Genomic DNA, 14,257 nt, shown 5'->3' with positions numbered 1-14,257 from the left:
CGGCGTCGCAGTCGACCCGCCGGCCGTGGAGGTGCGGCCGGGTCTCGGCGGCGGGCGCCCGGCGCGGAGGCCGGTCCTGTCCGGCATCGCCACGGCCGCCGCGGACTCGTCGTGCGTCAGGCCGGTGGGGGTGTCCGGGGCCGGGTCCGTGGCGAGGCTCGCCCGTACCGAGGCGGTGACCGGAACCCGTCGCGGCCCGTCAGCCCGCCGGGCGGGCGAGCAGGGTGCGCACGCCCTCCGAGGTGAGCGTCAGCGCGTGCGACGAGCTGCCGTCGATGGCGAGCGAGAGGTTCTCGTCGGGCCACTGCGAGGCGAGCGCGCCCAGCGGCACCAGGCGGTAGCGGGAGACCGTCGGCAGCAGGCCGGTCAGCTCTCCCTCCGAGGTGAACACGGGGACGACGGGGTCGCCGTCGGGCCGTTCCAGGACGGGCAGCGCGATCATCGCGGGGTCGGCCGTCTCGGCGGCGTCCTCCGGAACCGGCACCAGTACGTCGCTGTGCGCGAGCGTGTCCAGGGCGGCGGCGTCCTCGACGTTCACGGCCAGCGTGTCGAGCGCCCGCTGGGCCGGCGTCGGAATGTCGTCGTGTGCGGGTGTCTCCATGGCAGATCCCCAGGTCGCGGTGGTTTTCAGGGGGCCGCGGAAACCGGCGGGTCGCCGGGCGGCCACGGCACGCGTACCCGGTGCGGGCCGGGGCATGCGCCGGGAACCACCCGGGCTTTCCCGGTCAGGGGACCAGCGGGATGTCGTCCGAGGGCAGCCCCAGGCGGTCCCGGCCGACGCGGTGGGCGAGCGGTTCGGCCATGGCCGCGCCGGTGTGGCTCCAGTACGTCGCGGCGTCCCGGAAGTAGCGCTGCATCCGCTCGCCGTCCCGGGCGTACCGGGAGCCGGCGGTGCGGAAGAGGGTGCCCTGGAGGACCTCCCAGGCCAGCCGGCCCGCGTTGAGGAAGGTGAGGGCGAGACGGTCGTCCTCGGCGCGGGTGAAGGGGGCGTCGCCGACGGCGTTGCGGTGGCAGGTCTCCATCCAGTCCTCGGCGGTGCGCCGCAGGGCCGCCTCCGCCGTGCCGATCACGCCCAGCGCCTCGCCCAGCAGCCGCTGGCGGCCGTCGCGTGCGGCGCGGGTACGGGCGCGGTCCCCCGCCTGGACGCCGGCCGCGAGGATGCGGGCGTATTCGTCGGCGGCCGCGTGCGCGACGCCGGTCATCACGGCGGCCAGCTGGGCGTGGAGGAGGCTCACCGCGCGCCCGGCGTACATCGGGTCGCCGTGCAGGACGGAGCCGGCCGAGCCGCCCTCGACGGGGAGGTCCAGCAGGTCGGCCCGGAGGGTGAGGTGCCCGGGGACGCGGGCCCGGTCGAGGCGGATGCTGTGCGAGCCGCTGCCGCGCAGGCCGAGTGCGCCGTGCCCGTCGTCGAGGACCGTCCAGAGCCGGCGCGGGGCGACGAACAGCACCGGTGGCCCCGGCGGGCCGCCGGGCTTCGCCGGGGCCACCGGGCTCTGACCGACGTGGTGGGTGGCGTAGGGGGCCCCGGCGGCGTACGGCCAGGTGCCGTCGAGGACGACGTGTCCGGCGCCGTCGGGGCGGGCGAGGCCGGCCGGGACGGCGGTGGTGGCGGCCCGGAAGTCGCCGTCCGGGCCGAAGATCTCCTCCTGGGCCCGCTCCCCGAAGACCCCGGCGACGTGCAGGACGGGTGCGCAGGCGCGGCACAGCGCCCAGCCCGTGGAGGGGCAGCCGCGGGCGATCTCCGCCGCCACGCGCAGGAACACCGGCAGGCCGAACTCGTAGCCGCCGTAGCGGCGCGGCTGGAGGATCCGGTGGAATCCGGCCCGCACGAAGTCCTCGTGGGTGGTCTTCGGGTAGTGCGTCAACCGCTCGGTCTCCGCCTGGCGTTCGCGCAGGGCGGGCCGCAGCGCCACGGCCCGCTCGATGATGTCGCGGGCGCTGAGGCCGGGTTCGGGAGCTTCGATCACGGTGCCTCCTGGCTGCCGGGGCCTGGCGCCGTCCGTTCACTGACGCGATACGGCGAATTCAACACGGCGCGCACGGCGCACGTCCCGACCGGAAACCGCCAACCGGGTGACGAAGGCGGAACGGGGGGTGGTGCGGGGGCAGTTCCCCGTGGCACGTGCCTCGCGCTCCGTCCCCTGGCATCACTCGCGGCACGCGCCCGGGGGTAGGGGTGGCCCTGGAAGGTGGCGGTCCGAATTTGCTCCGTCACCCGTGCGACACGAGAGAAGGAAAGCGATGTCGGTCGAGACCGGTACGGCGCCCGCGGCGGGCGCCGAGGAGCGGGAGCAGCAGAGCCTCGGTACCGCCGCGGCGCGGAATCTCACGACGACGACCAAGTCCAAACCCCAGATGCAGGAGATCAGCTCCCGGTGGCTGACCCGCACGCTGCCCTGGGTGAACGTGCCGGGCGCCACGTATCGCGTCAACCGGCGGCTGTCGTACGTGGTCGGTGACGGCCGGCTGACCTTCGTGCGGACCGGGGCGCAGGTCAGTGTCGTCCCGGCGGAGCTGGGCGAACTGCCGTTGCTGCGGGGCTTCGAGGACGGCACCGCGCTCCAGGCGCTGGCGGCGCGGTTCGAGCAGCGGGACTACGCGCCGGGGCAGGTCATCGTGACGGCCGGGCGGCCGGCCGACCACGTGTACCTGATCGCGCACGGCAAGGTGGAGCAGATCGGCCAGGGCCCGTACGGCGACGAGGCGGTCGTCGGACTCCTCGCGGACGGCGACGCCTTCGGCGGGCATGTGCTCTCCGGACCCGACGGCGCCTGGGACTTCACGGCCCGCGCGGCGACGGCCACCACCGTGCTGGCGCTGCCGCACACGGCGTACGCGGAGGTGGCGGCCCACCACGCGGACCTGCGGGCCCACGTGGAGCTGGCCGGGCTGGACGGGCACCGCGGGACGAACGCCTTCGGCGAGGCCGAGATCGAGCTGAGCGCGGGCCATGTGGGCGAGCCGGACATCCCGCACACCTTCGTGGACTACGACCTGGCGCCGCGCGAGTACGAACTGAGCGTCGCCCAGACCGTGTTGCGGGTGCACTCCCGGGTGGCCGACCTCTACAACCAGCCGATGAACCAGACGGAGGAGCAACTCAGGCTCACGGTCGAGGTGTTGCGGGAGCGCCAGGAGCACGAGCTGGTGAACAACCGCGACTTCGGTCTGCTCCACAACGCCGACTACGACCAGCGGATCTCCACCCACTCGGGTCCGCCGACCCCGGACGACCTCGACGAGCTGCTCAGCATGCGGCGCGACACCACGCACCTGTTCGCCCACCCGCGCGCGATCGCCGCGTTCGGCCGGGAGTGCAACAAGCGCGGACTGTACTTCGGCAGCGCGGAGTTCAACGGGCACCACCTGCCGGCCTGGCGCGGGATCCCGCTGCTCCCCTGCGGCAAGATCCCGGTCTCCGCGGCCCGTACCTCCTCGATCATCGCGCTGCGCGCCGGTGAGCAGAACCAGGGTGTGGTCGGCCTCTTCCAGACGGGTCTGCCGGACGAGGTGGAACCGGGCCTGAACGTCCGCTTCATGGGCATCAACGAGCAGGCGGTCATCTCCTACCTGGTCACCACCTACTACTCGGCCGCGGTCCTGGTCCCCGACGCCCTCGGCGTCCTGGAGAACGTGGAGGTGTCCCGCCGGGACTAGCGCGCCCGGCGGCCCGGGTCGCCGGACACCTCCCGGGCGAGCAGTTCGGCGGTGGTCGTCACCTCGATCAGGGGGCGGTAGAGGTCGAGCAGGCGCAGCGCGCCGGTGTGGGAGTCGTCGCCGGCGCCCGCGCAGGCGTCCGCGACGACCACGACCTCGATGCCTGCGTCGGCGGCCGGCAGGGCGGTGGACAGGACGCAGCAGTCGGTGCTGACGCCGGCCAGAACCAGGCGGCCGTGCGGGGCTGCCAGGGCGGCGAGTTCGGGGGTCCACTTGCCGAACGTGGGTGCGTCCAGGACGACTTCGGCCGCCTCGGCGAACTCGTCGGTGAGGCGCCAGAGTTCGGCGTCCGGGGGCCGGCGGGCGAAGGGCCAACGGTCGTAGTAGGCGCGCCAGGCGCCGGTGGGGTGGGCCGGGGCGACGAAGCGGGTGAAGACGGTGCGGTGCGCGAAGGCGGGGAGCAGCCGTCGTACGCCCGCGGCCGCCTCGGGGTAGCGGGGCGCGGCCCAGGGGCCGGCCGGGTCGGCGAAGACGCGCTGCATGTCGATGACGGCCAGCAGGCCGGGCACGGCGCTCACGCGGTCGCCTCCGGGCCGCTCTCGGGGCCGGCCTCGGGGCCGCTCTCCTGGGCCCGGACCCTGGCGCGGCCCAGTGCCAGGGTGCCGAGGAAGCCGAGCGCCAGGGCGGCCAGGACGCCGAGGTTGGCGTACGCCCAGGCGCCGGACCTGCCGCCGAGCCCGAGGGGGCCGAGGAGGTAGCCCTGCCAGTTCAGCCAGCCGGCGGCGGAGTTGGTGACCAGGCCCCAGCCGAGTGCGGTGGCGGCGAGGGTGAGCAGCAGGGGCGGGAGCGGGATGTCGCCGTAGCGGCCGGCGGGGCGGTAGAGGTCGGCCTCGTCGTAGTCGCGGCGGCGCAGGGCCAGGTCGGCGAGCATGATGCCGCACCAGGCGGCGATCGGGACGCCGAGCGTGGTGAGGAAGCCCATGAACGGGCCGAGGAAGTCGTCGGCGAAGAAGACGATGTAGACCGAGCCGGCGATCATCAGGACGCCGTCGACCAGGGCGGCGAGGTAGCGGGGCACGGGCAGGCCGGCGGAGAGCAGGGCGAGGCCGGAGGAGTAGATGTCGAGGACCGCGCCGCCGACCAGGCCGAGGACGGCGACGACGGCGAAGGGCACCAGGAACCAGGTGGGGAGGATCGTGGTCAGCGCGCCGATGGGGTCCGTGGCGATCGCCTTGTCCAGCGTCTCGGAGGAGCCGGCCAGCAGGAGGCCGAAGACGAGGAGGAGCAGCGGGGCGGCGGAGCCGCCGAGGGCGGTCCAGCCGATCACGCCCCGGCTGGAGGAGGTCCGGGGCAGATAGCGGGAGTAGTCGGCGGCCGCGTTGACCCAGCCGAGGCCGAAGCCGGTCATCATGAACACCAGCGCGCCGATGAAGTCCTGGGCGGAGCCGGCCGGGACGGCGCTGACCGTGGCCCAGTGGACGTGGTCGGCGACGAGGACGACGTAGACGACGGTGAGCACGCCGGTCACCACGGTGATCACGGTCTGCAGGCGCATGATCAGGTCGAAGCCCATCACCCCGCCGACCACGGTCAGGGCGCAGACCACCATCAGGGCGACCACCTGGGTCTCGGTGCCGCCGCCCCAGCCGAGCCGGGTGAAGACGGTCGCGGTGGCCAGGGTGGCGAGGGAGATGAGGACGGTCTCCCAGCCGACGGTGAGCACCCAGGAGACGACCGACGGCAGCCGGTTGCCCCGGACGCCGTACGCGGCCCGGCTGAGCACCATGGTGGGCGCCGAGCCGCGCTTGCCGGCGACCGCGACGAAGCCGCAGAGCAGGAAGGAGGCGACGATCCCGACGGCTCCGGCGGCCAGTGCCTGCCAGAAGGAGATGCCGAAGCCGAGCGCGAAGGCGCCGTAGCCGATTCCGAGGACCGACACGTTCGCGCCGAACCAGGGCCAGAACAGGGTGCGCGGGGTGCCCTTGCGGTCGGCGTCGCCGATCACGTCGAGTCCGTGCGTCTCGACCTGGAACTGTCTGCCGGGTTCCCGTGCGTCCGCCATCGTCGACCCATCTGTCCAGGTGTGTTGGCTGGAGGCTAGGTCGGCCGGTGACCGGGGTCAAGGACAAATGATCAGGCCGGTCCCGCGCGGCCCGCGCGGACCTGCGCCTCCGTCAGTTCGACCGGCGCGCAGCCCAGTTGGACCAGTGCGATTTGACACCGCCCGCGCATCCCCACCAACCTGTGCTCATGAATTCCATTTTCAAAAGGGGTGTCGGCTAGCGATGCGCGTGGCTTTCGTCGGCAAGGGCGGCAGCGGCAAGACGACCCTGTCGGCCCTCTTCACCCGTCATCTGGCGCGGTCCGGCGCGCCGGTCGTCGCGATCGACGGCGACATCAACCAGCACCTGGCCCACGCCCTCGGCCTCGACGAGGACGAGCTGTTCGCGGCGCCGCCGCTGAGCGCCCGGACGGGTGAGATCAAGGACTACCTGCGCGGCACCAACCCGCGGATCGCCTCGCGGGAGGCGATGGTCAAGACGACTCCGCCGGGCCGCGGCTCACGGCTGCTGCGGCTGCTCGGGGACGACGAGGTGCACGCCCACCACGTCCAGGAGGTCGGCGGGGTGCCGCTGATGGTCACCGGGGCGTTCGCCGAGAGCGACCTCGGGGTGGCCTGCTACCACTCCAAGCTCGGCGCGGTCGAGCTGTACCTCAACCATCTGGTGGACGGCCCCGGCGAGTACGCCGTCGTCGACATGACGGCGGGCGCCGACGCCTTCGCCTCCGGTCTGTTCACCCGCTTCGACATGACCTTCCTGGTGGTCGAACCGACGCGCAAGAGTCTGTCCGTGTACCGCCAGTACCGGGACCACGCGGCGGAGTTCGGCATCCCGGTCGCGGTGATCGGCAACAAGGTCACCGGCGCGGACGACCTGGCCTTCCTGCGCGAGCGGGTGGGCGAGGACCTGCTGGCCCACTGCGAGCTGTCGCCCTACGTCCGCGCCCAGGAACAGGGCCGCGGCGGCGGGGAGCTGGAGTCGCACAACTCCCGCGCGCTGGACCGGATGCGGGCCGCCGTCGACGGCCGGCCCAAGGACTGGGCGGCCTTCCAGCGGCACGCGGTGGAGTTCCATCTGCGCAACGCCACGGCCTGGGCCGACGCCGCCACCGGCCAGGACCTCTCCGCCCAGGTCGACCCGGACTTCCGGCACGGCCCGGCGGCGCCGGCCGCCCTCGCCTGAGACCGCCCCCCTCTCTCCCTCTCCCCCGTCCCCTCTGCACAGAACAGGACACCGTCACATGTCGCTCGACGTCTCCCCTCAGCTGCTCGCCGAAGCCGAGAACGGCCCGGTGCGGGAGGAGGACTTCGTGGAAACCGTCCGCACCTCGCTGCCGTACGCGTACGACCTCATCGCCCGACTGGCCGGCGAACTGCGTGACGGCGAGGGCGAGTTCGCCGACAACCAGACCCCGCCACCGTCGGAGAGGGAACGCGGGCAGCTGCTGCGGGCGCTGTCCTCGGACGCGATCCGGGGCAGCCTGGAACGGCACTTCGGGGTCGCCCTCGCCTTCCAGAACTGCCACCGGGTGGCGGTCTTCCCGCCCGCGGCGCGCGGCGGCGAGACCCACACCCGCTTCACCTCGACGCGCTCCCAGATCCTGAACCAGTCGCCCGAGTTCCGCGACTGCTGAGGCACCGGGCCGTGGGGGGGCCGGCGCCGCCTGCCCCCGCACGGCGGGTCTCCCGTCAGCCGGTCACGATCTCGGCGAACCGCTCCGCGCTCACGTTGCCGCCGGAGAGGATCAGCCCGACCCGGCGCGGCAGCGGCGTCACCCGGTGGGCGAGCAGCGCGGCCAGACCGCTGGCGCCGCTCGGCTCCACGACGGTCTTCAGCCGCTCGAACGCGAACCGCATCGCGTCCCGGATCTGCTCGTCGCTCACCAGCGCGATGTCGTCCACCAGCCGCTCGTTGACCGAGAAGGTCAGCTCGCCGGGGATGTCGGCCGCCTGGCCGTCGGCGATGGTCCTCGGCACCGGGATCGAGACCCGGTGCCCCGCCTCCAGCGAGCGCCGGGTGTCGTCGCCCGCCTCCGGCTCGACCCCGACCACGCGGACGCCGGGCAGCAGCCCCTTGGCCGCGGTGGCGCTGCCCGCGATCAGCCCGCCACCCCCGACCGGCACCACCAGGGCGTCCAACTCGCCGACCTCCTCGATGAGTTCGAGGGCGGCCGTACCCTGCCCGGCGATCACGTGCGGGTGCTCGTACGGCGGCACGAGCGCGAGCCCCCGGTCGGCGGCGAGGGCCTCGCCGATCGCGACGCGGTCGCCGGTGTAGCGGTCGTAGGTCACGATCTCCGCGCCGTACCCGGCGGTCGCCTCCAGCTTGGAGCGCGGGGTGTCCTCGGGCATCACGATCACGGCGGTGGTGCCGAGTTCACGGGCGGCCAGGGCGACTGCCTGGGCGTGGTTCCCGGAGGAGTAGGCGGCGATGCCCCTGGACAGCTGCTCGGCGGAGAGCCGGGACGCGGCGTTGTAGGCGCCCCGGAACTTGAAGGCGCCGATGCGCTGGAGGTTCTCGCACTTCACGAAGACCTCGGCGCCCACCAGTGCGTCCAGGGTGCGCGAGCGCAGGACGGGCGTGCGGTGGGCCACCCCCTTGATCCGCGCGGCCGCGTCGTACACGTCCTGGAGCGTCACGGGCGGGGTGTCGGGCATGTTCGTCCTCCGTTCCGGGCGGCCGCCACGGCCGTCCGACCTCGATCTCTGGATTTATTGTCTATCATCTGGACGTAAAGTCCAGACCCGAGTGGAACGGGGCACCGATGGCACAGGGAGCGACAGCGGCGGACGGCGGGGCCGCCGCGCGCGCCGAGCAGGACGCGATCATCGCCGCGCTGAGCCCGGTGGCCGACGGGATCGCGGCGACCTTCGGAGCCTTCTGCGAGGTCGTCGTCCACGACTTCCGCCGCCCCGAGCGCTCGGTCGTCGCGCTGGCCGGGTCGGTCACCGGGCGGGCGGTCGGCGGGTCGATGAGCGAGATCGGCATGAAGCTGCTGGCGGCCGGCGACGAGGCGGACGACGAGCTGAACTACCTCACCCGCACCCGGGACGGGAAGCTGGTGAAGTCCTCCACGATGGTGCTGCGCGACTCGGCCGGGACCGTCTTCGGGGCGCTGTGCGTGAACCTCGACGTGACCGCCGTGAGCCAGGCGCACTCGCTGATCGGCGGGCTCGCCGGGGTCGCCGCCGTGCCCGCGGCGCCGCCGACCACGACCTTCGGCGACGACGTCACCGCCGTGCTGGACTCGATCGTGGACGCCCGCCAGCTGCGCCGGAACAAGCCGTGGCCCCAGCTCACCCGCGAGGAGCGGCTGGACCTGTTCCACGACCTCGACCGGCAGGGCGTCTTCGCGGTGCGCGGCTCGGTCCAGCAGGTCGCCGCGCGCCTGGGCATCTCGCGGGCCTCGGCCTACAACTACCTCGCCGCGGCCCGCGCCGGCCGGCCGCCCGGCGGTCAGCCGATCTCGACGACCCGCGCCCAGGCGGGCGGCGGCTCGGGCACGTAGCCGTCCTCCTCCCACGAGGTGCGGGCGTGCGGCCGGGGGAAGAGGCCCACGACCGTCCGGCAGGGCGGCCGGTTCCCGGGCCAGGGTGTCTGGCCGTCGGTCAGGGCCACCACGACGTCCGGGGCCGGCCGGGCCCGCAGCGCCCGCGCGAAGCCCGCGCGCAGGTCGGTACCGCCGCCGCCCACCAGCGCGATGCCCTCCGCCCGGCACAGGGCGTGCGCGGTGCGAGCGGCGGCGTCGCAGGACAGCACGGTGACGAGGTCCCGGCGACCGCCCACCGCGCGGGCGATGGCGGCCACCTCCAGCAGGGCGCTGCCGAGTTCGGCGTCGCTGACCGAGGCGGAGGTGTCGATGACCACCGAGACCCGGGGCGGCCTGCGGCGCAGGCTCGGCAGGACCACCCCGGGCAGGCAGGACGAGCGGCGGGACGGGCGGCCGTAGCTGTAGTCGTCGCCGGCTCCCGCGGCGGCGGCCGCCGAGCGCACCGCCGCGCCCAGCAGGTCCCGCCACGGCTGCGGCGGGTGGAAGGCCTCCTCCGCCCAGCGCCGCCAGCCCTCCGGGGCGCTGCCGGGGCGGCCGGTGATGGCCTCGGCCACCCGGAACCGGATGCCGTCCCGCTCCTGCTCGCCGAGGCCGTGCGCGCCGTCCGGCCCGAGGTCCCACTCGCGCTCCAGTCCGTCGGCGCCGCTGCCGCAGTCCAGCCAGGTGAGGTCCTGGGTCAGCGGCCCGAGCCGGAACCGGCGCAGGTAGTCCTCCATCAGCAGGCCCTCGTCCAGCCTCAGCACGGACGGCCGGACGGCGCCCCGCGGCCGGACCAGACCGTCGCCGTACGCGTCGTCGTTGATCTCCAGGTCCGCCGCGATGTTCATCCGCAGCCGCTCACCGGCACCGGTCAGCCCGCGCTCCCGCGCGACCCGGTCGCTGCGCGCGTGGTGGTCGCGCAGCAGGTGCGACACCTCGTGCACCCACACCGCGGCCAGTTCCTCCACCGGCATCCGGTCCACGAACGCGGGCGAGACGTAGCACCGCCAGTACGTGTCGACGGCCATCGTCGGCACCTGCCGTGACTCCACGGTGTGCAGGGCGAACAGGGCCGTCGCCAGGTAGGGCCGGGCGCGGGCGGCGTGCAGCCGGGCGGCGTACAGCTTGTCGAGGTCCAGCGCCCCGGCGGGCGGACCGCCGGTCATCGGCGCGTCCCGGCCGCGGCCCGCTCGGCGACCCGGTGGGCGGCCCGGTCGGCGCGCCGGGACACGGACACCGCTCCGGCGAGCCGCTCGATGGCGGCCGGGACGTCCCAGCCGTCCTGGCGGAGCGCGGCCAGGGTGGTGGCGGGGACGACCACCAGGTCGGGGGCGCCGGTGTCCAGCGCCCGCACCAGCAGCGCCCAGGCCGCGTCCCAGCGGGACCGGTCCGGCCGTGCCCGGACCGCCGCGACCACGCCGTCGAGCACGGCCTGGCGCAGGTCGCCGCGTTCGGGCAGTTCGGCCGCGGCCGGGTCGGCGAGCAGCGTCTCGGGGTCCGGCAGCTCCATCAGGTCCACACTGGCGAGGAGTTCGAGGCCCGGTCCGTCCCCGATCGTGCCCCGGACCAGCAGCGAGAGCACGTCGCGGGAGGAACCGGCGGCGTGCGCGAAGGCGACCAGGCGCAGCGTCATGTCCCAGCTGCGCGGCGAGGGCCAGGCACCGCCGCGCCGCAGCTCGCCGCTGGGCAGGCGGTGCACGAGCGTGGGGCGGGTGGCGAGCAGACCGCACACCGCGCGGCGCGCGAAGTCCACGGCGGCCGGCAGCCGCTTCGGGTCGAGCCGGGGCAGGGTCGCCCGGGGCCAGGTGCCGCCGAGCCCGCGGACGACGACCTCGTGGTCGTGCGCCCACAGGAGGTGCACGAAGCGGTTGGCCAGCGGCGGGCTCAGCTCCCAGCCGTCGGCCGCCGAGGAGCGCGGGTTGGCGGCGGCCACGATCCGCACGCCGGGCGGGAGGCGCAGGGCGCCCACCCGGCGCTCCAGGACCAGCCGGAGCAGGGCGGCCTGCACGGCAGGCGGGGCGGTGGACAGTTCGTCCAGGAACAGCAGGCCCCGGCCGGCCCGCACCAGCCGTACCGCCCAGTCCGGCGGGGCCATCGGGACGCCCTGGACGGCGGGGTCGTCGCCGACGACGGGCAGCCCGGAGAAGTCGGACGGCTCGTGCACGCTGGCGATCACCGTGGTCAGCGGCAGGCCGAGGGAGTCGGCGAGCTGGGTGAGGGCGGCGGTCTTCCCGATGCCGGGCTCGCCCCACAGCAGCACCGGCAGGTCGGCGGCGACGGCGAGGGTGAGCGCCTCCAGCCGGATGTCGGGGCGGGGTTCGGTGGTGGAGTCGCCGAGCAGCTTCAACAGGTCGTCGGCGACCGCGAGTTGCGGCGAGGGCAGGGCGGAGGTGGGTTGCGGTCCGGGCAGGGCGGAGGCGGGCATGTCGGATCACCTTGGGTGTGAGGAGGGGGGCGGGCTGGAGGGCGGGGCGTCTCAGCGCCAGGACGCGGGGCGGGGGCCCTGGCGCGGGTCGCGGCGCTGCGGGCGGCGGGTGCGGACGGGGCCGGTGCCGGGTCCGACGAGGCCGGCGCGGTAGAGGCCGTAGGAGATCCGGCGGCGCGCGGCGGCCTCCAGCTCGTCCTTCAACGGGCCGTCCCGCAGCACGGCTTCGGGGCCCAGCAGACCCTCGACGACGGCGAGGGCTCCGGCGATGTCGCCGTGGTCGAGGCGTTCGCGTACGCCGGTGAGGCAGTCGGGGCGGCGGTGCGCCTCGTCGATGACCCGCAGGCAGGGCAGCGGCGGGCCGCCGAGTGCCACCAGCAGTTCCTCGCGGCGCAGTTCGTCCGGCGGATGGTCGAGCGGGGACAGCACCCCGTCGACCATGCCGATGCGGTGCCGGGCGCCCCGGCACTCCACGAGACGCGGCCGCCGGTCCTGGTCCGGGCGCGCTTCCCGGGCGGCGGGCACCCGGCCGGGGACGAGCGCGTCGGCGACCAGCGGGTGCAGCCGGTCGGCGTCGGTCAGCCCGGCGCGCAGCAGCTCCAGGTCGGGCAGGGTCCAGGTGGCCGCGTCGGGCAGGACGGGCAGCGGGCCGGTGCCGGTGACCGGGCGGGTGGTGGCCGTTCCGTCGGGTGCGAGGTCGAGGGCCAGCCGGTCCCCGCCGGCCAGCCGCACGGCCACCGTTCCGTGGTCACGCCCCTCGGCGCGCAGCAGGATCCGGGCCTCGTCCGCCCACCGCGCGGTGGCGCGGGCCGGCAGCGGCCGCCCGCCGCCGGGGAGCCGGTCGGCGCCCGCGCGGGTGCGCAGTTCGCCGCTGCTGTCCGCGTCCCACAGGTGCCGGTGCAGGTCGAAGCGGAACCGCCGGCTGGGACGCGGATGCGGATGGCCCCGTGCGGTGGGCCCGCCCGGTGTGCCGTCCCAGAGCGCGAGCCCGATCCGCTGCCCGGCGTCCGCCCAGGCGGGCGGGGTGCGGGCGACCAGGAACAGGCAGGTGCCGTCCCCGGACCCGGCCCCGGATCCGGTTCTCTCCCCGGTGTCGTAGCGGGCCAGCGGCATGGTCGTCGCGGGCCGCAGCAGTCCGTCGGGGGCGATTCTCGGGAGGTGCCAGCGCAGCAGGTCGGGTGCGAGCCGTCGCAGGTCGGCGCGGAGCCGTCCCACCAGGTCCCGGCCCCGGACGCGGGCCAGCGAGCGGAGGTCGAAGTCGGTGTCGAAACCGGCGGCGGCGCACGCCCCCGCCCAGTCCCCGGCGTGCCGGCGGGCGGTCGCGGTCTCGATCATCGCGGGCGGCACGGCGTACTCGCGCACGCGCCGCCACAGGGCGAGCCGGGTGTCCCCGTCCATGAGGTGAGCGGCCATCAGCTCTCACCTTGCGCGGACGGGACCCCCGATCTGTCTACGGAGTGAGTGGTCATCGCGGGGAGCATACGGCGCCTTCGCGCGGGCCCGCCAGGGATTTTCGGCGGCCACGCGCATGGCGGGGGACGGCCCCGGCCGGGTGCTGCGCTGCACGGGTCCCAGGGCCTTTCCGTGGTCCTGGTGTCCGGCGTCGCGCGGGTCGGCCCGGACAGTGCGGCGGGCCGGCCTCCGGCTCGTCCCCGGGGTACGCCCGGTTCGAGCTCGGAGTGCCGTGCCCGTTTCCGCTCCTGCCGTCAGCTCCGCTTGACGGCCACCGCGCCGTAGAAGCCGATCTCCTCGGAGCCGGCCGGCGGGGTGCTCTCGGGGCGCCAGAACGGGACCTGGGTCAGGCCGGGTTCGAGCAGGTCGAAGCCGTCGAAGAGCTTCTCGACGCGTTCGCGGGAGCGCAGGTTCATGCTGGCGGTCGCGCCCCGGTAGACGGCCTCGGCGTCGCTGCGGTCGGCGAAGTCGCCGGTGGCGTGCGAGAGGACGAGGTAGCTGCCGTCCGGGAGGGCGTCGCGCAGGGTGGCGACGATCCGCTCGGGGTCGTCCGCGTCGCTGATGAAGTGGATGATCGCGACGAGGAACAGCGCGACCGGCTCGCCGAAGTCGATGATCCGGCGGACCTCGGGGTGGTCCACGATCGACTGCGGGTCGCGCAGGTCGGCGAGGACGATGCTGGTGCTGCCGGACCGGCTGAGCAGCGCGTCGCCGTGCGCCTTCACGATCGGGTCGTTGTCGATGTAGGCGACGCGCACGTCCGGGGCCTCGGCGGCGGCGACCTCGTGGATGTTCGGCGAGGTGGGCAGCCCGGTGCCGATGTCGAGGATCTGCCGGACGCCCTCGCGCACGACGTGGCGCACGGCGCGCTGGAGGAACGCGCGGTTGGCCTTGACGGACTTCCACACCTCGGGAGCGACACCGGCGAGCTGGTCGCCCGCCTTGCGGTCCACCTCGTAGTTGTCCTTGCCGCCCAGCAGATAGTCGTAGATCCGCGCGGGGTGCGGCTTGCTGGTGTCGATCTCCACGGACCCGATGCCGTCCTGCGTCACGAGCGCTCCTCTCAACGACCGTCCCGGCCCCCCAATTGGCACATCGACGGCTGGCGACAGCTTTCCATATCAACTTCTG

Annotated in this window: 13 protein-coding genes; 4 read left to right on the top strand and 9 right to left on the bottom strand. The window is 74.7% G+C overall.

The features are described from left to right. Positions 1-199: 199 nt before the first annotated feature. Together ACZ619_RS27765 and ACZ619_RS27760 are read right to left on the bottom strand one after the other, a co-directional pair. Positions 200-601, bottom strand: a complete 402-nt coding sequence (locus ACZ619_RS27765) for an SseB family protein (RefSeq protein WP_469604312.1) — start codon at positions 599-601, stop codon at positions 200-202. 124 nt (positions 602-725) lie between these two features. Beyond that, positions 726-1,967 (bottom strand): acyl-CoA dehydrogenase family protein, encoded by a 1,242-nt coding sequence (locus ACZ619_RS27760; RefSeq protein ID WP_469604310.1) that lies wholly within the window; start codon positions 1,965-1,967, stop codon positions 726-728. A gap of 274 nt (positions 1,968-2,241) precedes the next feature. On the opposite strand from ACZ619_RS27760, the gene ACZ619_RS27755 reads away from it, so the two are divergent. After that, positions 2,242-3,657 (top strand): family 2B encapsulin nanocompartment shell protein, encoded by a 1,416-nt coding sequence (locus ACZ619_RS27755; RefSeq protein WP_469604307.1) that lies wholly within the window; start codon positions 2,242-2,244, stop codon positions 3,655-3,657. On the opposite strand, the gene ACZ619_RS27750 is transcribed toward ACZ619_RS27755, so the two are convergent. Further along, the gene (locus ACZ619_RS27750) at positions 3,654-4,235 is read right to left on the bottom strand and encodes a cysteine hydrolase family protein (protein ID WP_469604305.1); all 582 of its coding nucleotides are present in this window, start codon (positions 4,233-4,235) and stop codon (positions 3,654-3,656) included. The genes ACZ619_RS27755 and ACZ619_RS27750 overlap by 4 nt on opposite strands. Beyond that, entirely contained in the window at positions 4,232-5,719 is a 1,488-nt protein-coding gene (locus ACZ619_RS27745) for a purine-cytosine permease family protein (RefSeq protein ID WP_469604302.1), read from the bottom strand. The genes ACZ619_RS27750 and ACZ619_RS27745 overlap by 4 nt, the downstream gene beginning before the upstream one ends. 223 nt (positions 5,720-5,942) lie before the next feature. Here ACZ619_RS27745 and ACZ619_RS27740 point away from each other — a divergent pair, with 223 nt between their 5' ends. After that, the gene (locus tag ACZ619_RS27740) at positions 5,943-6,902 is read left to right on the top strand and encodes an ATP-binding protein (RefSeq protein ID WP_469604300.1); all 960 of its coding nucleotides are present in this window, start codon (positions 5,943-5,945) and stop codon (positions 6,900-6,902) included. Positions 6,903-6,960: 58 nt separating this feature from the next. Further along, a complete protein-coding gene (locus ACZ619_RS27735; protein WP_469604297.1) occupies positions 6,961-7,353 on the top strand; it encodes an SCO5389 family protein in 393 nt (130 codons plus the stop codon). A 55-nt stretch (positions 7,354-7,408) separates the two neighbouring features. Here ACZ619_RS27735 and ACZ619_RS27730 read toward each other — a convergent pair whose 3' ends face one another. Next, on the bottom strand, positions 7,409-8,377 hold the full coding sequence (locus ACZ619_RS27730; RefSeq protein WP_469604295.1) for a threo-3-hydroxy-L-aspartate ammonia-lyase: 969 nt from the start codon (positions 8,375-8,377) through the stop codon (positions 7,409-7,411). A 107-nt stretch (positions 8,378-8,484) separates the two neighbouring features. On the opposite strand from ACZ619_RS27730, the gene ACZ619_RS27725 reads away from it, so the two are divergent. Then, on the top strand, positions 8,485-9,228 hold the full coding sequence (locus tag ACZ619_RS27725; protein WP_469604292.1) for a helix-turn-helix transcriptional regulator: 744 nt from the start codon (positions 8,485-8,487) through the stop codon (positions 9,226-9,228). On the opposite strand, the gene ACZ619_RS27720 is transcribed toward ACZ619_RS27725, so the two are convergent. The 4 genes from ACZ619_RS27720 to ACZ619_RS27705 form a co-directional block, all read right to left on the bottom strand. After that, positions 9,177-10,415, bottom strand: coding sequence for a vWA domain-containing protein (locus ACZ619_RS27720; protein WP_469604290.1), 1,239 nt, complete (start codon positions 10,413-10,415; stop codon positions 9,177-9,179). The genes ACZ619_RS27725 and ACZ619_RS27720 overlap by 52 nt on opposite strands. Then, on the bottom strand, positions 10,412-11,674 hold the full coding sequence (locus ACZ619_RS27715; RefSeq protein WP_469604287.1) for an AAA family ATPase: 1,263 nt from the start codon (positions 11,672-11,674) through the stop codon (positions 10,412-10,414). The genes ACZ619_RS27720 and ACZ619_RS27715 overlap by 4 nt, the downstream gene beginning before the upstream one ends. Before the next feature lie 51 nt (positions 11,675-11,725). After that, positions 11,726-13,087, bottom strand: a complete 1,362-nt coding sequence (locus ACZ619_RS27710; RefSeq protein WP_469604284.1) for a hypothetical protein — start codon at positions 13,085-13,087, stop codon at positions 11,726-11,728. Positions 13,088-13,380: 293 nt separating this feature from the next. Then, complete coding sequence (locus ACZ619_RS27705; protein WP_469604281.1) at positions 13,381-14,178, bottom strand: SAM-dependent methyltransferase; 798 nt, start codon at positions 14,176-14,178, stop codon at positions 13,381-13,383. Positions 14,179-14,257: the final 79 nt, after the last annotated feature.

It is taken from the genome of Streptomyces sp. NPDC104367 (assembly GCF_055583825.1).
This window is presented reverse-complemented; position numbering and strand designations above follow the sequence as displayed.